Genomic DNA, 19,409 nt, shown 5'->3' on the forward strand with positions numbered 1-19,409 from the left:
GGCTCAGTCGCCAGGCAGAGGCCACGTGGCAGGACATGCCGCCAAGACCCACCCACTGGGGGTCCCTGAGGCCTCCATCACCTTTCCGCCTCTCTGACTCAAGGTGAACGATGTCCAGACCCGAATACATTTACCTGCCTGGTTCCGTCAATATGCACGCGCCGCTGGCCCTCAAACAGGCCGACATGCGCGGCTTTTTTGTCAAGGGCGACCTGACGCGGCTTCAGGCCACCGTGGACGCGGGCCTGAACCGCGCTGCACAGGGCTGCGCCACCTTCCGGGTGCTGTCGCCCTACGTCATGCTGACCTTTACGCGGGTGGGCCACGCCAATTCCACGCACCCCAGCGACGAGGCCAAGGGCTGGATTACCGAGACCGACATCATCACCTGGATTCCGGTAGGGCAACTGGACGCACGGGGCCGCTTGCAGCACCTGTATTTCTACCCGGCGCACATCTGGGTGGACGACACGATGGCCCTGATCAACGGCCGCGAACTGTACGGCTACCCCAAATACGACTGCCAGTACGAGATGCCCGCCGCAGGGCAGGCCGGCGACTTTCACCTGAGCGTCAAGGGCTTCGAGCCATTTGCCCCGGACACGCAGATTGCCTGGCACCCACTGCTGGATGTGACCCCAGATTCAGGGCTGCTCCACGGGCGCGGGCATCCGGTTGAGTCGTTGGCCGAACTGGTCACGGGCGCCTACGCCGAACTGCGTCACCTGCCTGACTTTCTGGTGCCGGACCTGGCCGGCTGGGAGGACTTGCTCTCGCTGCTGACCAACCCCCGCACCGACCAGCTGTTTCTCAAGCAGTTTCCAGATGGCGCCGGCGACAGGGCCGTGTATCAGGCCGTGGTGGCGGCGCCTGCCGTGGTGGAGAAGGTGCATGGGGGGCGCCTGGTGGGGGGCCGCGCCACCTGCACCCTGCACGAGGTCGCCAGTTTTCCGCTGGCGCAGACGCTGGGCTGGGCGCCCGGCGCGCAGGACGCCCACCTGCCCTTCGAGCTGCAATTTGACTTCACGGTGACAGAGGCGCAGGAGGTGGCCCCGCCGGCCCGCACGCCCCCAGAGAAGATCGTGATTCTGGGCGGCGGCGTGGGCGCCATCAGCGCGGCGTACCACCTGACCCAGGAGCCCGGCTGGCAGGAGAAATACGACATCACCCTGTACCAGATGGGCTGGCGCCTGGGAGGCAAGGGGGCCAGCGGACGCAATGCCGCCGCTGGGCAGCGCATCGAGGAACACGGCCTGCACCTCTGGTTTGGCTTCTACGAGAACGCCTTTCGCATGATTCAGGGGGTCTACGGCGAGCTGAACCGGCCCCCCGCCGCGCCGCTGGCGACCTGGCAGGACGCCTTCAAGCCTCATGACTACATCGTCCTGAGTGAACATATCGGTGAGACCTGGCGCCCCTGGCCGCTGATGTTCCCGCACAAGGCCAGCACGCCCGGCGACGGGGATGCCCACCCGACCCTCTGGGAAGCCGCCGAGACCCTGCTGGGCCACGTCAAAGGCTGGCTGGCTGAGGTCTGCCACACCCACCTGCCTGCCCCGGTGCCGGTGCCCAAAACCGAGACTGGTGAGCATCCCGGCTGGCTGCGTCACCTGGCGAGCACCATCTGCGCGGACGTGGAATATCTGGCGACCAGCGCCCTGCACACGCTGGAAGGGGCCTGTCAGTGGCTCGCGGCGCTGCCCGCACACCTGCGCGAGGATGAGAACGGCGGCGGGCTGCTGGCCCGCACCCTGGAAGGCCTGCGCGAGTGGCTGAACCACATGCTCTGCGACCTGCTGGACCGCGACGACAAGCTGCGCCGCCTGTATATCTGCCTGGATCTGGGCGTGACCACCCTGCTGGGCCTCCTGCGCGACGGGGTGCTGACCGGCGGCTTTGACGTGATCAACGACATTGACCTGCGCGACTGGCTGCTCAAGCACGGGGCCAACGAGCGCTACAGCGTGAACAGCGCGGTTATTCGTGGCTTTTACGATCTGATTTTTGCCTACGACGGCGGCGACTATGACCGCCCCAACGCCGAAGCCGGCACGCTGCTGCGCGCCATGATGAAAATTGGGCTGGCCTACAAGGGCAGCATCATGTACAAGATGCAGGCCGGGATGGGCGACACCATCTTCTCGCCGGCCTATCAGGTCCTGAAAGCCCGTGGGGTGAAGTTCCGGTTCTTCCATAAGGTCGAAGAACTGACGCCCGACGGGGGCGAGGTGGGCACCATCCGCCTGACCCAGCAGGCCACGCCGACCAGCGGGGCCGACCACTACGACCCCTTTGTGTACGTCAAGGGGCTGGCCTGCTGGCCCAGCACGCCGAACCTTGACCAGCTGCTGCCTGAGGAAGCCGAGCTGCTGCGCCAGAGCGGCGCGAACCTGGAAAGCCACTGGAGCGACTGGCCAGAGGTCTACGCCCAGGCGACGGGCCAGCCGCTGCCCGAGCTGACCCTAAGGCGTGGCGTGGACTTTGACCGGGTTATTCTGGGCCTGTCGGTGGCCTCGGTGCCGCTGGTGGCCCCTGACCTGGTGGCGGGCAGCGAGGCGCTCAGGAACACGACCACCTTTGTCAAAAGCATTCCGACCCAGGCCTATCAGCTGTGGTTCAGAGACGACCTGGCACAGCTGGGCTGGACCGCGCAGCCTGATGGGCAGGAGCCGGTGCTCAGCGGCTTTACCGAGCCGTACGACACCTGGGCGCCGATGGACCAACTGCTGCGGCGTGAAGACTGGCCAGACACCCCAGGCGCGCCGCGCAACGTGTCGTATTTCTGCTCGGTCTTTCCTGATGAGGGTCTGCCGCCCAGCAGCGAGACCGCTTTCCCAGGCCGCTGCGCGGACCAGGCCAAAGCTGGGGCACTGCATCAGGTGACCCAGCAGCTGACGGCCCTGCTCCCCGCAGTTGGCCCGGCGGGCGAGTTCAACTGGGCCCTCCTGAGTGCCCCCGACGCGGCGCAGGGCGAGGCGCGATTTGACGCCCAGTATTGGCGTGCGAACGTGGATCCCTCTGAGCGCTATGTCATGAGCGTGGTGGGCAGCACGCAGCACCGCCTCAGGGCCGATGAATCGGGCTACCACAACCTCATCCTGACCGGCGACTGGCTGAAAACAGGGCTGAACGCGGGCTGTGTGGAGGCGGCGGTGATGGCCGGGATGCAGGCCGCTCAGGCGGTTACGGGCGTGAGGGCGCCCATTCCGGGCGAGCGCGACGCATAGAGCAGGGGAAGGATGCTGGGCAGGGGACTCCTCCCTGCTCAGCTTTTTTGTTCGTCGTGAACAGGGGAGAACAGGTGGCGGAGGTACGGCTGGGCTATGGGCAAGGTGGCCAGGACGGCCTCCACCTCGGTCTGTTGCGCCGCCGTCAGGCTCGGCGTGCGGGCGTACACATCCAGCCCGGCCGGCGTGAAGGGGGTGCGCGCAAACACGGTGATGGCCCAGCCATCTGCCGCGTGGGCCACCTGCCACCGGCTGGGCGTGAACCGGGTGAGAAGGCTGACCCCGCGCCATTCCCAGCCGCCCCCCGGCAGCGGCTGGTCCAGGCCGACAATCAGGCTCGGCTGCCCCCGCCGCGTAAAGCGCACCGTGTCCACCACGCGCCCGTCTGGCAGCGGCGCGTAGGTGACGCTCGGGTTTTGCCGCGTGTGCCACAGCGGCAGGCTGGTCTGCACGACAAACCAGGTGCCGCTGAGCACAGCAGGACTGCCGGGTGTCACTGCGGCCACTCCAGGGCCAGCAGGGCGTCCACGGTGTCGTCCAGCGTCAGGTGGCTGCTGTCCACCACGGCCCAGCCTGCTTCGGCATACAGTTCGGGCGGCATTTGCGGGTACAGGCCGTCAATGAGAGGTGCGAGGCGACTGGTGTCGTAGGTCTTGTTCGTGCGCGTTCGGTTGCGGTGGTGGGCGACCTCCAGGGTGGTCAACAGCCGCACCGGGCGTACATCCAGCCCAGCCCAGTGGGCGCTCATGGGGGCCAGGTCGGCGGGCCACAGCACGTCGTCGACCGCCACCGTGAACCCGGCCTCGGCGTACAGGCGGGCGTGATGGGCGGCGGCCGTGCGGGCCAGGGCAAACTGCCGTACCGCCTCGGGGGGGTGGTCTAGGCTGGGGTGGGCCAGGCCCGACACCACCAGTTCGCGCAGGTCATCAATAGGCAGGTGCAGGCCGAGCGGAAAGCGGGCCAGCAGCGCCCGCGACACGCTGGTCTTGCCCGCACCAGGGCTGCCGCTGAGCACCCAGATGGGGCCAGGAGAAGGGGTCATGTCAGGAATGCTAGCGGGCAGAGGCCAGGTCGCGCGCTGCTTGCGTGCCATCGCTCTCTTGAGGCTAGCCGTACAGCTGGGTTGGGGACGGCACAGGCCACATGATCAGTACAGTCTGGAGACCTGCGAAGACGGCCAGCACCTGCCCGGCGGGTTGCCGGAATCCTGTCGCGCTGGTCATCAGCCCCACGCTCAGGACACACAGCGTCAGTGAGACGAGCGGCCCCAGGGTCATGGCAGCGGCGTGCTGACCAGGCTGCTCAGCCCAGCCACAACCTCAGACAGCGAAGATCGACCCTCAGTCGCCCAGCCCTGAAGGTCAGCAGCAAGCGGCTCTGGTTCAGTCCAGTTGAACCTGCTGCTGACCCAGCGCCAGTGGTACCAGCGTGTGCAGCAGGGTGGTGGCAGACCGCCGCGTGGCTGGCTCAAGCTGGAGAGCGTCCACATTGTCACGGGCAGCGCCAGCTCGCCTGCTGTTGCTTCACATGGACTCCAGAGTAGTGGAGTGAAGGGCCACCTCAACCGCTCTGGGGCGAACAATGTGAGTCAACAACAGAGGCTGCCGCTGTCAGATCAAAAACTGTCCATTCTCCTGCACGACCTCGCCGTCCAGGCTCAGGCGCCCGCCTGTGCGGAGGTCGGTAATCAGGTCCCAGTGAACGGCGCTGGCGTTGACGCCGCCGGTTTCGGGGTAGCTCTTGCCAATGGCCAGGTGAACGGTGCCACCGATTTTCTCGTCAAACAGGATGTTGCCGGTGGGCACCTGAATACCGCTGTTGGTGCCAATCCCCAGCTCGCCCAAGCGGCGGGCGCCGGGGTCTGTGTCGAGCGCGGCGTGCAGCACGGCGTCGCCTTCCTCGGCGCTGGCGTCCACGACCAGCCCGCCCCGGAATTCCAGCCGCGCCCCCCGCACCACTTGGCCCTGATACTCGGCGGGCACCGTGAACGTCACCACGCCCTCGGCGCTGTCCTCAAGTGGGCCGGTAAAGACCTCACCGCTGGGCATGTTGCGCCGCCCATCGCTGTTGGCCCAGGTCCGGCCGCCCACACGCAGGGTCAGGTCGGTGCCGGGGGCTTCAAGCCTCACCACGTCGGCGCGGCTCAGGCGCTCAATGATCCGGGCCTGCATGGCGCGCACCTCGCCCCAGGCGGCCACCGGGTCGGGCCGGTCCAGAAACATGGCGCGCATCACAAAATCACCAAACCCTTCGGGCGTCATGCCGGCCTGCGCGGCGGCGTGGGCGGTGGGGTAGAGGGTGAGGCTCCACTTCTTGCGGGCGCGGGCCGCGGCCACGGGCGCGCGGGCGGCCATCAGACGGGCGCGTCGGGCCGCATCAACGGCGCGGCCTGGCATAGGGGTCAGCACGCGCAGGCTGCCGTCCAGCGCTTCCACGTCTGCCAGGTCGGCGGCGTGGGCGGCGTCCAGCACGGCGTCCGACGCCAGCTCAGCAAAATCCTCGTCCTGGCCAGGGTAATCCACACGGGGCACCGGGCGCGCGCCGCGCGTCAGCAGGGCGCGGGTGACGGCGCGCAGCAGCGGCGTGGCCTCCTGGCCGCCGGCCACCAGGAGCCGCTCACCTTCTCCGGCCATCAGGCAGTAGTCCGCCAGCAGCGCCGCGTGAAGGTCCGGGTCATACGCCAGAAGGGAGGGTGTCTGCACGCCTGCGAGGCTATCACCGGGCTGGGTCAGGGCAGGGTGTGACGGGAGGCAGCAGGGGAGCAAACACGCCGGTTCCATTGCGGGGTGTGGAAGTGCCCGGCACAGTGTCCGTCTGATAATGATTCCGTCTGTTCCGTTTTCAAATCGGGAGAGAACCGATTGGCCAACTCCACGCCCGGAACCCGCTTTGCTCCTTCCTCCCTCCGGTCGGATGTCATCGTTTTTGCAAACGATTCAATCGGAGTCGCTCTGATACGGATTCCATCTGTTCCGTTTTCAAATTGGGCAGGCGCCGATTTGAAAACACCACGCCCGTCAACCCACTTTTCCTGGTTCTCGCACGGCTTGAATCAGCCCGTTTGCGCAAACGAGTTGCCGGAAACCACAGGGGGCTGAGCCCTTCCATCTGGGCATGGAGGGTCAGTCTGACCCAGGCGCAGGGTATCCTCGCCGGATGACGGCTCCCGCCTCCGCCCCCTCCGCGCCCACCTCACTGGACCCCCAGAACACGGCTGTCCTGACCATCTCCTGCCCAGACCGGGGCGGCATTGTGGCGGCGGTGTCGCAGTTTCTGCACAACCACGGCGCCAATATCATCCACAGCGACCAGCACAGCACCGACCCTCAGGGCGGCATCTTCTTTATGCGGATGGAGTTTCACCTCTCGGGCCTGGACCTGGCGCGTGAACCGTTCGAGCGGGCCTTTGCCAGCGTGGTGGCCGCGCCGTTTGGCATGACCTGGCGCGTCAATTACACGGCGCAGCCCAAGCGGATGGCCGTGCTGGTCAGCCGGTACGACCACTGCTTCCTGGACCTGCTGTGGCGCAAACGCCGGGGCGAACTGCACGTCGAGATCCCGCTGATTATCAGCAACCACGAGGACCTGCGCCGCGACGCCGAGATGTTTGGCATTCCCTTTCATGTCGTGCCCGTGACCAAGGAGAACAAGGCTGAAGCCGAGGCCGAGCAGGTCCGCCTGATGCACGAGGCCGGGGCTGATTTTGCTGTGCTGGCCCGCTACATGCAGATTCTCTCGGGCGAGTTTCTGGGCCACTTTGGCCGGCCCGTCATCAACATTCACCATTCGTTTTTGCCGGCCTTCGTGGGGGCCAACCCCTACCGCGCGGCCTTTAACCGGGGCGTCAAGCTGATTGGCGCCACCAGCCATTACGTCACTGAGGAACTGGACGCCGGCCCCATCATTGCCCAGGACGTGATTCCCGTAACCCACCGCGAAACGCCCGATACCCTGATGCGGCTGGGCCGCGATGTGGAGCGGCAAGTCTTGGCCCGCGCGGTCAAGGCGCATGTTGATGACCGCGTGCTGGTGTACGGCAACAAGACGGTGGTGTTCTGACAGCTTGATTCAGGCGGACAGAGGAGCGCCCTCTGAAAGCGGGGAACTGGTTAGGCGATGACGCAGAGCAAGTCACCGCTACAGCCAGCAGCTGACGTGAGATTGAGGGGACTCTCTTGAGCTGACCGTTCGGTCAAATTAGGCTAAGGGCCATGGCCTTTCTTTACACTGCGCTGCTGACCATTCACAACCTCAACCGCTGGGTCGTTCTCCTGACTGGCGCATGGGCGCTGGTGGCCAGTCTGCGCGGGCGCTCGGCGGGGCGGCCCTTTGGCCCGGCGGACCGTCAGCCCGTCGTGGCTTTTATGGGCAGCCTGCACCTTCAGGTCGTGCTGGGGCTGATGCTGTTCGCCTTTCTGGGGATGCAGAATGTGCCTGTCTTTGCCGGGGCGCCGCGCGCCAGCTTTCAGTGGGAGCATCTGGGGCTGGGCTTACTGGCGGCCGTCTTCGCCACCCTGGCGAGTCGTCAGTCCCGCAAGGCCACCACCGATCCGGCCCGTTTTCAGGCAGCGGCCCTGTGGAGCGGCCTGGCGCTGCTGACGGTGCTGGTGGCTATTCCCTGGTGGCGCCCTCTGCTGCGGTTCTTCGGGGTGTAAAGACAGCGGCTGTCGGTTGAGCCCATACGGCAGAGCGGGGTATCACCTCCAAGACCGGAACCGGCACAGCTCACCAATCCGATTGGCTTAAATCGTTGCCATAGCCCAGAGGGGCCAGCTCTATCTCAGGCCTGGCGTTTCTTCGCCTGTGCCACAATCTCCGGCAGGTGTTCGGGCAGGCGCTGCATGGGCAGGTCAAACACGGTGCGGGACGGCTCGTTGGGCGCCGTGTTGCCTTCTTTCAGCATGGCGTACTGGTCGCGTGTGATGGGTGGGTGGGGCAGCAGACCCATCAGGGGCACCGCCAGATTCATCAGGGGCAGGGGCACAGGCACAATCGGCTTGCGCTTGCCCAGCGCCCCTAATTCCAGTTCCAGCAGTTGCCGGAAGGTGTATTCGTCGGGGCCTGTCAGGCGAAAGGTTTCGCCCATCCCTGTCTCCGACTCGGCAGCGGTGGCGAAGGCGCGCGCCACGTCCTGCACACTGACGGGCCGGAAGGGAAATGAGCCGTCGCCAATCTGCGGCACGATGGGGGCCGTGCTGACCAGTTCGCGCAGCACTCGGCCAAAAAAGTCGTCGCCGACCCCAAAAATCAGGCTGGGCTGAAAGATCGTCCAGCGCATGCCGCTGGCCCGCACCAGGCCCTCGGCGCGGGCTTTAGAGCTGGAATACCCGCTGCCGCTGTCCCCGCGCGCGCCCAGGGCGCTCATGTGAACGTAACGGGCGTGCCGGGGCGTGGCGGCCAGCACATGCCGGGTGCCCTCGACATGCACCCCCTCAAAGGTCTGGTCCCTGGTTTCGGCAATGATGCCCACCAGATGCACCACGGCCTCCGGGTCGGCCTGGCCCACGGCGCGCTGCACGCTGCCGGGGTCCGTCACGTCCAGCTTCAGGCCGTGGGCGCCGGCCACCGCCTCGCCCCGGCGGCTGCCGGCCCAGACGGTATGCCCGCGCGCGCGTAACTCGGCCACGACGGCCCGCCCCACAAAGCCGCTGGCCCCGGTCACCAGAATGTTCATGCTCCGCATTGTGCGGGCCCAGGCCCCCGGCAGAACGTAGCCGCGCGCCCAGGTCGGGGCATCTGCCGGGTGGGGGCGGCGCGTACACTGCGGGCCGTGAGCCGCCTGCCCGCCCGCGCCTGGCCTGCCCACCTGCCCCTGCGGCGGGTGCTGGTGGTGTCGCGCCCGGCCCTGTGGGTGAATACCGTGGGCACCCTGGTGACGGGCGTGTGGCTCAGTGGGGAGCTGTATACCCTGCACCCCGGCGTGCTGGCGCTGCTGGCCTACCTCACCCTGCCGTTTAACCTCCTGATTTACGGCCTGAACGACCTCTTTGACCGCGAAGAAGACGCCCGCAGCAGCCGCAAAGGAGGCTGGCAGGGCGCGCGCCTGGCCAGCTATGAGGCCGCGCCCCTGCTGCGCGCCACCGCGTGGCTGAATGTGCCGGCCCTGCTGCTGCTGACCCTGGCCCTGCCCCCAGCCGCCACCGCTGTGCTGGCTGTGTCGGCGGCGCTGTTTGTGGCCTACAGCCTGCCGCCCCTGCGCCTCAAGGCCCGGCCCTTTCTGGACGGCCTGAGCAACGTGGCCTACGCGCTGCCCCTGGCGCTGCCCGCGCTGGTGCTGGGCAAGGGCGTGCCCTGGGCGCCGCTGCTGGCCCTGATGGCGTATTCGGTGGGGAAACACGCCTTTGACGCCGCGCAGGATATTCCCGCCGACCGCCTGGCCGGCACGCGCACAGTGGCGACCACGCTGGGCGCCGGGGGCACCGCCCTGTATGCCCTGGCCTGGTTCTGTCTGGCGGCGGCGCTGCTGTGGCCGGTGTCGCGCCTGACCGCGCTCGCGCTGCTGCTGACCTGCGGCGGCATGAGCCTGGCCCTGCGCCGCCGCCCCACCCCCGAGCAGGCTGCGCGGCTGTATCCCCTCAGCATCGTCACGCCCTGGATTGTGGGCGCGGTGGCCGGGGTGCAGTTGGTCTACCTGCTGGCGCGCGGCTTGTGGCCGTAGGCCGCTCAGTCGGGATTCTGGGCGGCGGCCTGGCGGGGCTGGCGCTCTCGGCGCTGCTGGCGGCGCGGGGCCACCACGTCACCGTGTATGAGCGCGACCGGCTGGGCGGCAAACTGCGGCGCCTGAAGGTGGGCGGCCTGACCTTCGACACTGGCCCAAGCCTGTTCACTGTTCCTCAGGTCTGGCGCGCGTACCTGGCCCGGCTGGGCGAGCCTGACCCCCTGAACCTTCAGCCGCTGCCGGGTGGACTGGGGCAGTACCACACGCCGCACGGCCCGGTGCCGCTGCCGGTGCCGCCGGGGCATGCCCTGTTTGCCGACTGGCAGCGCTACGTGCGGATGGCCGCGCCACTGGCGCCGCACCTGCTAACCCTGCTGACCACCCCGCCGCGCCTCACTGACCCGGCTTTTCTGCGGGCCAGCGCCGCCCTGTTCCGGGTGACCGGGCATCACCTGACGGCGGCGGCCTGGCTGCGCGCCCGGCACTTTCCGCCTGCCCTGAGCCACGCTCTCGCCACGCAGGCCTTGAATGCAGGCCTGGCCCCGCAGGACGCCCCGGCGCTGTACGCCCTGCTGCCGGCCCTGGTGGGCGCCGAGGTGATGCGGCCAGCGCGGGGGATGGGCGCGCTGCTGGACGCCCTGAAAGACAGTGCGGCCGCGCGGGGTGTGGTGCTGCGCGAGGGTGAAGCGGTGACGCGAATCAGCGGCACCGCGCTGACGTTGAACGGAGCAGAGGCTGTCCGTCACGACCTCCTCGTGAGCGCCCTGGACCCGGTGAGACTGGCGGCCTTGCGGGGCCAGCGGGCGCCCTCGCCCCTGGCCCGGCGGACGGTCAGTGGCGTGGCGCTCTATGCTGCGCTGCCTGGGCCGACCTCTCTACCAGCCACGAGCGTTCTTCCGCCTGACGATTTCCGGGCGTTCCGGGCCGCAGTGCGGGCCGGTCAATGGCCCTCTTCCACCCTGGCCCTGGTCCATGCCGAGGGCCGGCGCCTGAGCGTACTGCTGGCCGCGCCCGCCACGGGCGCCGCCGTGACGCCAGAGCATCCCTGGGTGCAGTTCCAGGTTGCGCGGATAGAGGAGACCCTGGGGGTGCCGGGCCTGCTGGCCTCTGCCCAGGCGGTCACGGCGCTGCCGCCTGCCCATTACGCCGCTGGGGGCCATCCGGGCGGCGCGCTGTATGGGGCCGCAGTGCCGCCCTGGCGCGGAGGCCCGCTGCATCCTCAGCCCTACCGCGTGGCGCCGGGGCTGTGGCAGGTGGGCGCGGGCGTGCATCCGGGCGGCGGCCTGCCGGCCATTCTGGGCGGCGCGCTGCTGGTGGACACGCTGCTGGCCGAGGCGAACGGGCGGTAAAACGTTCTCATGATTCCGGTTGAATCGAGCAGAATGCCGGGTGGAATCTGAGCGGACCTGGAAAGCGGCGCCGCAGACTTGACAAGCTCCGCAGGAGAGTGGGAAGGAAAAAGGACGGATTTCGCGCTCTGCAGGGCAGCCGGTGCCTTCTCAGCTGTGCTGTCATGAAGTGGAATCCGTAGAGAGCAGGTCTTGGGTGAGCCACCCGGCCTGCTGGTCAAGCCTTGAGGCAGCGTCAGCTCTCCTGTCCTACTCTCGGGCTATGCGTGTTTTCCTCCTTGCGGCTCTGCTGGCGTCAGCGGCTTCGGCCGCCTCTGGTCCCTACACCATCACGCTGCCTGGGCACAGCGCCGGGTCATTCGGTTCGCCCAACGACCCTATCGGCGCCCCAGCGGGGGGCGTAGCATGGCGCAGCGACCAGGAGGTTTACACCCTGGACACCACCCGCGTCCTGAAGCGCTGGAGCGTGGCTGGCGGCGCTCTGCTGGCCACGCAAACCCTCTCACCGCTGGCGGCGGTGCCCGGCAGCACCCTGACGCTGGAGGACCGCGCGCCGGACGGGGGCCTGCTGCTGCAAGGGCAGGGGTATAGGGGGCCCCAACCAGTGGGCCTGCGCGCCCGCCTGAACCTTCAGACCGGCAAGGCCCAGACCGAGGCCGCCTGCACCGCCAGTGCCGTGACCCTGAACCGCTGCACACCCGACGGGCAGACCCGCGCCTGGGTGCAGGGCGGGGCGCTGCGGGTCCAGGGGCGGGGGACGGGCCAGACCTGGCCGCTGCCAAAGGGACTGAAGCCCGCCGTGCTGGGCCTCAGTCCTGATGGGCGGCGCGCGGCCCTGCTGGTCCTGACTCCAGTGGCCGACTGGGGGGACCACGGGCGCGGCATCCTGTACATCTGGAACGACCTGAGCCGCTCTGCCGCGCCCCAGCGGCTGGACCTGAAGGCACCTCTTCTGTTGCCGGGCGGCACCCTGCGCCCAACCGGCCAGGGCTGGGTGCTGGCGGCCACGGTGTACAACACAGGCGACGGTATCAGCGGGGGCGGGGCGCGGGAAGGGCAGTGGCTGGCCCTCTTTGACCTGGCGGGGCGGGTGGCCTGGCAAGTGCCAGCCACAGTGGGATTACGGGGGGCGTGGCCCTCACCTGACGGCCGCCTCTTCGTGACGCTGCGGGAAGGCAGTGTGCCCGAAGTGCGCCGCACCGCCGACGGCACACTGCTGCGCGGTCTGGGAGAGGCGGTGCAGGCGGCCGTGCCTCTGGCCCGCGGGCACGCCCTGGTCGCTCTGCACGGGGGCGGCGGTGCAGGGCGGCTGGCGCTGGTAGACCGCTCAGGGGTCAGGACACTGGCGCCCGTCCGGGCCGACGTGCTGGCCGCTACGGCCACAGGCACCCTCTTCGCCTCGGCGCAGGGGCGGCTGGTGCGGCTACACGGCGCGCGGGGCGAGGTAAAGGGCAGTTGGACGGCGGCGGGCGAGGTCACCGCGCTGGCCTTTTCCCCCGACAGCCAGGTGCTGAGCGCCTGGGTTTCGACAAGAACCGGGACGCTGGTGCAGGCGTGGACCCTGGCAGGCACACCGCTGGACCTGCCGGCCGGGGCCACCTTCCCGGTGCAGTCGGTGGTGTTCACCACGGCAGATGACAAGAATGGCCCAGAGCAGGGCTACCGCGAGCGCCTGAGCGTCCTGACCCTGAGTGGTAAAGTTCTGTGGCAGACGCCGTGGACGCGCGGCGACCTCTCGGTGCAGCCGTCGGCGGATGGCCGGGCCGCTGTGGTGTCGGGCCTGGACCCACAGGCCACCGGAGACCCCGTGGCCCGGCGGTTCTGGCGGGTCCATGCTCAGACGGGTCGCCCTGGTCCGGTGCTGGTCATGAAACCCACCACCCAGGACCCCAATTCTGGCTGGCGGCTCGCGGCCCTGAACGGCACAGGCCGGCTGGCCCTGCTGGGCGAGGGCAGCGGCGACGGCTGCGGTTGGGGCTTGCTGGGCTACCGGCTGGCCGATGTGCAGACGGGGCGCCTGCTGCCCACACCGCCCCGTCTGGCCCAGGGCTATAACCGCACGGGTGACTGCGGGTTCAACGTGCCTTTCCTGGAGGCCGCCTTTGCTCCCGACGGCCACCTGCTGATTCAGGACGGCAACCGCCTGGACTGGTGGAGTATTCCGGGCTTCGGCGTTCCGGCGGTGCCAACTGGTCAGGACGTGCCCTGACACGGGCCTCCTTTGAGTCCAAAACATTGTTCCATTGCTGGAGTACCGTCTTTTTTCATGTTCGCTCTGCGTTCGCTTTGCGAGGCCGCTCACCTCACCTGAGTTCCGTCGAGCAGAAGCGCCTTCCCTTGGCCCCAGACCGCAAAACCCCCGGCATTCACCGGGGGCTTGCTGTGGGGTTTCTGGTTACCAGCGCTCGGTGACGGTCTTGAGCTGCATGAAGTTGGCCAGGTAGTCCGGGCCGCCCGCCTTGGAGTCGGTGCCGCTCATGTTGTAGCCGCCGAACGGCTGCACGCCCACGATGGCCCCCGTAATTTTGCGGTTGAAGTACAGGTTGCCCACCTCGAACTCCTGCCGGGCCTGCTCCAGACGCTCGCGGCTGGCGCTGCACACGCCCCCTGTCAGGCCGTATTCCGTGGAGTTGGCAATATCCAGGGCGTCCTGCCAGTCCTTGGCGCGGATGACCGATATGACTGGCCCGAAGATTTCCTCCTGCGCCAGGCGAGAGTCGCGTTGCACGTCGCCCACGATGGTCGGCTGAATGTAGTAGCCCTGCTTGCCGCCGTACTCGCCGGGGGCCTGGCCGCCCAGCAGCACTGTGCCTTCTTGCGGCGCCAGGTCCAGGTAGCTTTTGATCTTGTCAAAGCTCATCTGGTTGACCACGGCGGTCACGTTGGCATTCTCCTCGCCCGTGCCGACCTTCAGCGCGCGGGCGCGTTCCACAAATTGGCCCACCACTTCGTCATACACGCTGTCCACCACAATCAGGCGGCTCATGGCGCTGCATTTCTGGCCGTTAAAGCCAAACGCGCCCTGCACGGCGGCGGTCACGGCGTTGTCCAGATCGGCGGTCTCGTCCACGATCAGGCCGTCTTTGCCGCCCAGCTCCATGACCACGCGCTTGATCCATTTCTGCCCTGGCTGCACCTTGGCCGCCACCTCGTTGATGTGCAGGCCCACGGCGCGGCTGCCGGTGAAGGTGATAAAGCGGGTCTTGGCGTGCGTGGTCAGGTACTCGCCGACCTCCTTGCCCACACCCGGCAGGAACTGCAGCACCCCAGCGGGCAGTCCGGCCTCCAGCATGATGTCCACCATGAACCCGGCGATCAGGCCGGCGTCTTCGGCGGGTTTCACGATGACGCAGTTGCCCACCACGATGGGCGCCGCCGCCATGCCAATAAAGATGGCGCAGGGGAAGTTCCAGGGGCTGATGCTGACGCCCACGCCCAAAGGAATGCTCATCAGGCCGTTTTCCTCGCCTTCAAACCAGGTGGTTTCGCTGCTGCCAAAGCCAGCGTATTTCATGGCGCTGCGGGCGTAGTACTCCAGAAAGTCAATGGCTTCGGCCACTTCCACGTCGGCTTCAGCGTAGTTTTTGCCCACTTCAATGCTCATCAGGGCGCAGGCTTCCAGGCGGCGGCGCTTCAGGATCGCGCTGGCCTTGAGCAGAATGCGGGCGCGGGCGTCCATGTCCCACTTCTTCCAGCTCTCGAAGGCTTTCCAGGCGCCTTGCAGAGCGCGCTCGGCGTCCTGGATGGTCGCCTCGGCGGTGGTGCCCACCACTTCGGCGGTGTCGCAGGGGTTGCGGCTTTCAATCTTCCCTTCGGTGTCCACGCGCTCGCCGTCAAGGACCAGCGGATAATGCTTGCCCACCAGCTCGGCGCGCACCTTGTTTAGCGCGGCCTGGTAGGCGGCCACGTTCTCGGGCTGGGTAAAGTCAATGAAGCTCTGGGGGCGGTAGTCCTGAACTTTAATCATGGGGTGTCTCCTTGCAGTAGGGGGGCGAGGTCGCGGGCAAAGTCAGCGGGAGTGCGGGCCGGGCGGCCCAGCAACCGGGGGAGGTCGTCCGAAACGTGGGCGGCCAGCCCAAAGCGGGCGGTGGCATAAATGGCTTCCATGACCAGAATCTGTGCCGCCGGGATGCCCTGGCGCCGCAGGTGCCGGAAAAAAGCCAGTGGCGAGGGGTTGGTCGAGTGGATATAGCGGCCCAGCGCCGCCGAGAAAGTAGCTGCCAATTCGTCGTAGGTCAGCGCCTGCGCGCCGGTCAGCTCGTAGGCCCTGTTCTCGTGCCCGGCCTCGGTCAGAACGGTGGCAGCGGCCTCAGCCACATCGCGCACGTCCACGAAGCTGGTGCGGCCCTGTCCGGCGGGCACGGCCAGGACGCCGCGTTTCAGGTCGCTCAGGTGGGTGTTCGTCAGGTTCTGCAGGAAGAAGCCGGGGCGCAGGAAGGTCCAGGCCGCGCCTGTGCCGCGCAGGTACGCTTCAAGCTGCGCGTGGGGTGTTATGGGCAGGCGCTCAGCCCCTTGCAGAGACAGCAGGACAAAGTGCCGCACCCCTGCGCCCAGGGCCACGTCCAGCGCGGGCACCAGGTCACGGGTCACGCGGCTCAGTTGCGGGGGCCGCAGCACGAACAGCTGTTCCAGGCCCTGCATGGCGTGCGCGTAGGTGGGCCGCTCGCCAAAGGTCAGGGCACGGAACTCGACCTGGCTCGCCACGTCGGCCAGGGCCTCGCGGGCAGCCTCCGGGCGGCGGGCCAGCACCCGCACCTGCGCGCCCCGGCGCAGCAACGCCCTGACCAGCGGCGTGCCCACGTTGCCGGGGGCGCCGGTGACCCCGATCAGACCAGGCATCAGCCCTTGAGCATGCCGCGCAGCACGAACATCACGTTCGCAGGGCGCTCGGCGATGCGGCGGCTGAAATACGGATACCAGTCGCGGCCGTAGGGGATATAGGCGCGCACCCGGTAGCCCGCTGCGGCCAGACTCTTTTGCAGGTCACGGCGAATGCCGTACAGCATCTGAAACTCGTAGGCGTCTTTGGCGATCCCGTGCGCCAGCGCAAACATCTTCACGTCCTCCACGATGCTTTCGTCGTGCGTGGCCACGTTGACGTAATTCCCGGCCTTCATGTGGGCGTACACCAGCTGGCGGTAGGCCGCGTCCACATCGGCCTTGACGGGCATCGCCACTGTCTCGGGTTCCAGGTACGCGCCCTTGACGATGCGGAGGTTCGGCTTCAGGTCGTCCAGGCTGGCGCGGTCAGCCTCGCTGCGGTACAGATAGCTTTGCAGCACGGTGCCCACATGGTCATGGCCGTACTCGCCGACCAGCGTGCGGAACTGCGCCAGGGTCTGGTCCACGCGTGGGTGGTCTTCCATATCCAGGCACACGAAGCCGCCGTACCCGGTGGCCCGCCCGATGATGCGCCGCGCGTTTGTCAGGCCCAGGTCCTCGCCATTCACCGTCTTGCCCTGGCCGACACTGGAGAGCTTGATGCTCACGTACGGCGTCACGCCGGCAGCGTGCGCAGCTTCAATGACCTTGAGCACGTTGTCGGCAAAAGCCGTGCACTGCTCGGGCGACTCGATAAATTCGCCCAGCAGGTCCAGGTTGGCCAGGATGCCGTCTCTGGCCAGTTCCTGCACGGCGGCGATGGCGGTGTCGGGGCCTTCGCCGGCCACGAACCGCTGGGCCATGCCCCACCCACGCGCACGCACAAGGTTCTCGATGGTTTTCTGGCCGGCCACCGTCAGCACGGCTTTGCGGTACAGCTGGTTGAAGTCGGTCATAGAGCCTCCTGGGGAATGGTCAGGTCGTGCAGCACGAGGGCGGCGAACGTGCGGACATGCTGCCGGGCGGCGGCGCGGGCGGCGCGGGCGTCCCGGGCCAGCACTGCCCGCAGCAGCGCGGCATGCTGCTCATCGGTCTGGGGGTGGGCGTTGTAGGTGCGGGTCTGGTGCTTGATCAGCGCCACGCGCTGCTCCAGGTCGCGGGCCAGGTCGGTGAGGGCCGCGTTGTGGGCCGCGTGGGTCAGGGCGCGGTGGTAGGCAAGGTCCAGGCGGGTCTGCTCGCGGTAGTCGCTGCCTGGCGCGGCGTTCAGGGCGGCCAGGGCGCGGCGCAGGGCCTCGGCGTCGGCAGGCGTGTGGTGCTGGGCGGCCAGGGCGGCGGCCAGACCGTCCAGCTCCTCGCGCACCACATAGGTGTCGCGGGCCTCGGCGGCCGTCAGGGTCCGCACCCGTACCCCCTTGTTCGCCTCAGCCACCAGCAGGCCGTCCTGGGTCAGCCGCATCAGGGCTTCGCGGATAGGCGTGCGCGAGACCCCAAACTGCTGCCCCAACTCGACCTCCCCCAGCCGCTCGCCGGGGGCCAGCTCGCCGTCCAGCACGGCGCGCCGCAGGTGGTCATAGACCCCATCGCGCACCAGACTGGGCCGCTCGAAACTTGCCATGTTGGATATTGTATACAATTTTGGGTACGAAGAGCAGGCCTGAAACGCCTGAAAACGGTGCCGGTTTAGGCAACAGGAAGAGGCTCTGCGGAGAGCTTCTTAACTCCATGTGCCGCCCTGATTCCACCCTCTGCTGAGAACAGCCTCTTGAGAGAGCGCTGTATGACGTACGTAGAGTGAAGCGAGGTTGGGGTGCTGTCTTCAGACTTGAGCTGACGGCTCCGGTTTACTCGCCGTCATCCTGGGTCAGGCGCTGCAGGGGGCGCAGCACAAACAGAAACAGCAGCGTTGCGCCGGCAGCAAAGACGTACAGATGCAGGCCACAGGCCACTCCTACCCCGGCAGTGGCCAGCAGACTGGCGGCAGTGGTCAAGCCGCGCGTCCTTTCCCCCTTGCCCGAGGAAAAGATGGTGCCGGCTCCCAGGAAGCTCACGCCACTGACCACGGCGGCCAGTACCCCCACGAGGTCAAAACGCACCGCCGGATTGTCATTGCCAAACTGCCGGATCAGCTGCTCGGCCAGCACCACGAACAGCGCCGCGCTGATGCCCACCAGCATGTGGGTGCGCAGGCCTGCCCCGGCGCGGTGGGCTTCGCGTTCCCAGCCAATCAGGCCGCTCAGCAGCGCCGCGACCAGCAGCCCTATCATCAGGTGCAGCTGCGTGATCAGTGGGGTCCAGACCTCCATGTGCCCCGACGCTACGGGCTTCCCGGTCAGCTCACAAGCCATCGGTCTTTACCATTGATTGGTCTGCTGTCTGTCAGAGCGACATAAAGTAACTCAGAGCACGTTTGGGGTGGGTGCCTCCCCCCTACACTGCACTCATAGTTTCCTGGGTACGCACATTGGGTAAGAGGCGCACAGGTAGATTCTGGGCGCCTCCCATGTTCTATGGAAGCTAAGGAGTGGATTATGGCAGTAGGGAAAGTTAAGTGGTTCAACGCAGAAAAGGGTTACGGCTTCATTCAGACTGAAGGCAGCCCTGATGTCTTCGCGCACTTCAGCGCCATCCAGGCCAGCGGCTTCAAGAAGCTGAACGAAGGCGACGAGGTCGAATTCGAAATCGAAGAAGGCCAGCGCGGCAAAGGCCCCCAGGCCAAGAACATTGTGGTGACCAAAGCGGCCCCCGTCAGCGAGTACGGCGGCGGCAACGGCAATGGCGGCGGCGCCCGCCGCAACGACCGCTGGTAAGACAGACTTTCCAGCTGAAGAAGGCATCCAATCTGGGTGCCTTCTTCTTTTGGTAGAAGGTCAATGGGGTTGCGGGAAGGTGCCCCTGCTCACCGCCAAGAATGCTGCCAGTCAACTGAAGTGCTGCTTTCAGCGCTCGCCTGAGCTGTAGGGTGCAATTGGAAAAATCCGCTCGGCCAGGGCCAGCAGGCCGCGTTCGCCCGCGCGGCCCTGACACGGCGTGGTGTGATTGCATAGGGTGATGTACCGGGTGCGCCGGGCCGCCACATGGACGCGGTACACGGACGCCTCGGTGCGGCTGCGGGTGTGGTGGCACAGGTCGCAGTGCAAAGCCCCCCGGTGCTTGGGGTCCAGCGGTGTAAATTCGGCCAGCTGGTCACCGTGCACCAGGGCCAGTCGGCCGTCGGCCACCGGGTACAGGCCCAGCGTGGGCGGCGCATCCCCGGTGGCCGTTCCAAATAACTCGCGGTGCGTCTCTGGAAAAAGTTCGCGCAGCAGGTCCTGTGCGCTGTGCGATTCCTGGTCCTTACGCTGAGGGTCGTTCATT

At 67.4% G+C, this 19,409-nt stretch carries 18 protein-coding genes; 7 read left to right on the forward strand and 11 right to left on the reverse strand.

Features of this window, described 5'->3' with window-relative positions:
* The first annotated feature begins 110 nt into the window (after nucleotides 1-110).
* Nucleotides 111-3,227 carry an NAD(P)-binding protein gene (locus tag K7W42_RS15970; RefSeq protein WP_224575844.1) on the forward strand — a complete coding sequence of 1,039 codons (3,117 nt, stop codon included), beginning with the start codon at nucleotides 111-113 and terminating at the stop codon, nucleotides 3,225-3,227.
* A 38-nt stretch (nucleotides 3,228-3,265) separates the two neighbouring features.
* On the opposite strand, the gene K7W42_RS15975 is transcribed toward K7W42_RS15970, so the two are convergent.
* The 4 genes from K7W42_RS15975 to K7W42_RS15990 all read right to left on the reverse strand — a co-directional run bounded on the left by K7W42_RS15975 (nucleotide 3,266) and on the right by K7W42_RS15990 (nucleotide 5,929).
* Nucleotides 3,266-3,724, reverse strand: a complete 459-nt coding sequence (locus K7W42_RS15975; RefSeq protein ID WP_224575845.1) for a hypothetical protein — start codon at nucleotides 3,722-3,724, stop codon at nucleotides 3,266-3,268.
* Entirely contained in the window at nucleotides 3,721-4,269 is a 549-nt protein-coding gene (locus K7W42_RS15980) for an AAA family ATPase (RefSeq protein ID WP_224575846.1), read from the reverse strand. Before K7W42_RS15980 ends, K7W42_RS15975 begins: the two co-directional genes overlap by 4 nt.
* A gap of 64 nt (nucleotides 4,270-4,333) precedes the next feature.
* Nucleotides 4,334-4,504, reverse strand: coding sequence for a hypothetical protein (locus K7W42_RS15985; protein ID WP_224575847.1), 171 nt, complete (start codon nucleotides 4,502-4,504; stop codon nucleotides 4,334-4,336).
* A gap of 333 nt (nucleotides 4,505-4,837) precedes the next feature.
* Complete coding sequence (locus K7W42_RS15990; RefSeq protein WP_224575848.1) at nucleotides 4,838-5,929, reverse strand: aminopeptidase; 1,092 nt, start codon at nucleotides 5,927-5,929, stop codon at nucleotides 4,838-4,840.
* Nucleotides 5,930-6,383: 454 nt separating this feature from the next.
* On the opposite strand from K7W42_RS15990, the gene purU reads away from it, so the two are divergent.
* Nucleotides 6,384-7,286 (forward strand): formyltetrahydrofolate deformylase, encoded by a 903-nt coding sequence (purU, locus tag K7W42_RS15995; protein WP_224575849.1) that lies wholly within the window; start codon nucleotides 6,384-6,386, stop codon nucleotides 7,284-7,286.
* 152 nt (nucleotides 7,287-7,438) lie between these two features.
* Complete coding sequence (locus K7W42_RS16000; protein ID WP_224575850.1) at nucleotides 7,439-7,882, forward strand: hypothetical protein; 444 nt, start codon at nucleotides 7,439-7,441, stop codon at nucleotides 7,880-7,882.
* A gap of 125 nt (nucleotides 7,883-8,007) precedes the next feature.
* Here K7W42_RS16000 and K7W42_RS16005 read toward each other — a convergent pair whose 3' ends face one another.
* A complete protein-coding gene (locus K7W42_RS16005; protein ID WP_224575851.1) occupies nucleotides 8,008-8,901 on the reverse strand; it encodes an NAD-dependent epimerase/dehydratase family protein in 894 nt (297 codons plus the stop codon).
* A 96-nt stretch (nucleotides 8,902-8,997) separates the two neighbouring features.
* Between K7W42_RS16005 and K7W42_RS16010 the strand changes: the two genes are divergently transcribed.
* The 3 genes from K7W42_RS16010 (at nucleotide 8,998) to K7W42_RS16020 (ending at nucleotide 13,443) form a co-directional block, all read left to right on the forward strand.
* Nucleotides 8,998-9,885 (forward strand): UbiA family prenyltransferase, encoded by an 888-nt coding sequence (locus K7W42_RS16010; RefSeq protein WP_224575853.1) that lies wholly within the window; start codon nucleotides 8,998-9,000, stop codon nucleotides 9,883-9,885.
* Nucleotides 9,876-11,234 (forward strand): phytoene desaturase family protein, encoded by a 1,359-nt coding sequence (locus K7W42_RS16015; protein ID WP_224575854.1) that lies wholly within the window; start codon nucleotides 9,876-9,878, stop codon nucleotides 11,232-11,234. Before K7W42_RS16010 ends, K7W42_RS16015 begins: the two co-directional genes overlap by 10 nt.
* A gap of 262 nt (nucleotides 11,235-11,496) precedes the next feature.
* Nucleotides 11,497-13,443, forward strand: coding sequence for a WD40 repeat domain-containing protein (locus K7W42_RS16020; protein WP_224575855.1), 1,947 nt, complete (start codon nucleotides 11,497-11,499; stop codon nucleotides 13,441-13,443).
* Between the two features lie 186 nt (nucleotides 13,444-13,629).
* On the opposite strand, the gene pruA is transcribed toward K7W42_RS16020, so the two are convergent.
* The 5 genes from pruA to K7W42_RS16045 form a co-directional block, all read right to left on the reverse strand.
* Complete coding sequence (pruA, locus tag K7W42_RS16025; RefSeq protein WP_224575856.1) at nucleotides 13,630-15,201, reverse strand: L-glutamate gamma-semialdehyde dehydrogenase; 1,572 nt, start codon at nucleotides 15,199-15,201, stop codon at nucleotides 13,630-13,632.
* Nucleotides 15,198-16,073 carry an SDR family oxidoreductase gene (locus K7W42_RS16030; protein ID WP_224575857.1) on the reverse strand — a complete coding sequence of 292 codons (876 nt, stop codon included), beginning with the start codon at nucleotides 16,071-16,073 and terminating at the stop codon, nucleotides 15,198-15,200. The genes pruA and K7W42_RS16030 overlap by 4 nt, the downstream gene beginning before the upstream one ends.
* Nucleotides 16,073-17,011, reverse strand: coding sequence for a proline dehydrogenase family protein (locus K7W42_RS16035; protein ID WP_224575858.1), 939 nt, complete (start codon nucleotides 17,009-17,011; stop codon nucleotides 16,073-16,075). The genes K7W42_RS16030 and K7W42_RS16035 overlap by 1 nt, the downstream gene beginning before the upstream one ends.
* On the reverse strand, nucleotides 17,008-17,670 hold the full coding sequence (locus K7W42_RS16040) for a GntR family transcriptional regulator (protein ID WP_224575859.1): 663 nt from the start codon (nucleotides 17,668-17,670) through the stop codon (nucleotides 17,008-17,010). The genes K7W42_RS16035 and K7W42_RS16040 overlap by 4 nt, the downstream gene beginning before the upstream one ends.
* Before the next feature lie 226 nt (nucleotides 17,671-17,896).
* Nucleotides 17,897-18,358 (reverse strand): MgtC/SapB family protein, encoded by a 462-nt coding sequence (locus tag K7W42_RS16045; RefSeq protein WP_224575860.1) that lies wholly within the window; start codon nucleotides 18,356-18,358, stop codon nucleotides 17,897-17,899.
* Between the two features lie 225 nt (nucleotides 18,359-18,583).
* On the opposite strand from K7W42_RS16045, the gene K7W42_RS16050 reads away from it, so the two are divergent.
* Nucleotides 18,584-18,862, forward strand: coding sequence for a cold-shock protein (locus K7W42_RS16050; protein WP_304524153.1), 279 nt, complete (start codon nucleotides 18,584-18,586; stop codon nucleotides 18,860-18,862).
* 129 nt (nucleotides 18,863-18,991) lie between these two features.
* Here the strand turns inward: K7W42_RS16050 and K7W42_RS16055 are convergent, their stop codons facing one another.
* Nucleotides 18,992-19,408 carry a hypothetical protein gene (locus K7W42_RS16055; protein ID WP_224575861.1) on the reverse strand — a complete coding sequence of 139 codons (417 nt, stop codon included), beginning with the start codon at nucleotides 19,406-19,408 and terminating at the stop codon, nucleotides 18,992-18,994.
* Nucleotide 19,409 lies beyond the last annotated feature (1 nt).

The organism is Deinococcus betulae, from assembly GCF_020166395.1.
In the GTDB taxonomy this organism is placed as follows: domain Bacteria; phylum Deinococcota; class Deinococci; order Deinococcales; family Deinococcaceae; genus Deinococcus; species Deinococcus betulae.

Bases quoted from the DNA above. Each gene is read 5' to 3' on its own strand.
- K7W42_RS15970 (WP_224575844.1), top strand. From the start codon at position 111: ATGTCCAGACCCGAATACATTTACCTGCCTGGTTCCGTCAATATGCAC.
- K7W42_RS15980 (WP_224575846.1), bottom strand. From the start codon at position 4,269: ATGACCCCTTCTCCTGGCCCCATCTGGGTGCTCAGCGGCAGCCCTGGT.
- K7W42_RS15985 (WP_224575847.1), bottom strand. From the start codon at position 4,504: ATGACCCTGGGGCCGCTCGTCTCACTGACGCTGTGTGTCCTGAGCGTG.
- purU (WP_224575849.1), top strand. From the start codon at position 6,384: ATGACGGCTCCCGCCTCCGCCCCCTCCGCGCCCACCTCACTGGACCCC.
- K7W42_RS16000 (WP_224575850.1), top strand. From the start codon at position 7,439: ATGGCCTTTCTTTACACTGCGCTGCTGACCATTCACAACCTCAACCGC.
- K7W42_RS16005 (WP_224575851.1), bottom strand. From the start codon at position 8,901: ATGAACATTCTGGTGACCGGGGCCAGCGGCTTTGTGGGGCGGGCCGTC.
- K7W42_RS16020 (WP_224575855.1), top strand. From the start codon at position 11,497: ATGCGTGTTTTCCTCCTTGCGGCTCTGCTGGCGTCAGCGGCTTCGGCC.
- pruA (WP_224575856.1), bottom strand. From the start codon at position 15,201: ATGATTAAAGTTCAGGACTACCGCCCCCAGAGCTTCATTGACTTTACC.
- K7W42_RS16030 (WP_224575857.1), bottom strand. From the start codon at position 16,073: ATGCCTGGTCTGATCGGGGTCACCGGCGCCCCCGGCAACGTGGGCACG.
- K7W42_RS16035 (WP_224575858.1), bottom strand. From the start codon at position 17,011: ATGACCGACTTCAACCAGCTGTACCGCAAAGCCGTGCTGACGGTGGCC.
- K7W42_RS16040 (WP_224575859.1), bottom strand. From the start codon at position 17,670: ATGGCAAGTTTCGAGCGGCCCAGTCTGGTGCGCGATGGGGTCTATGAC.
- K7W42_RS16045 (WP_224575860.1), bottom strand. From the start codon at position 18,358: ATGGAGGTCTGGACCCCACTGATCACGCAGCTGCACCTGATGATAGGG.
- K7W42_RS16050 (WP_304524153.1), top strand. From the start codon at position 18,584: ATGGCAGTAGGGAAAGTTAAGTGGTTCAACGCAGAAAAGGGTTACGGC.
- K7W42_RS16055 (WP_224575861.1), bottom strand. From the start codon at position 19,408: ATGAACGACCCTCAGCGTAAGGACCAGGAATCGCACAGCGCACAGGAC.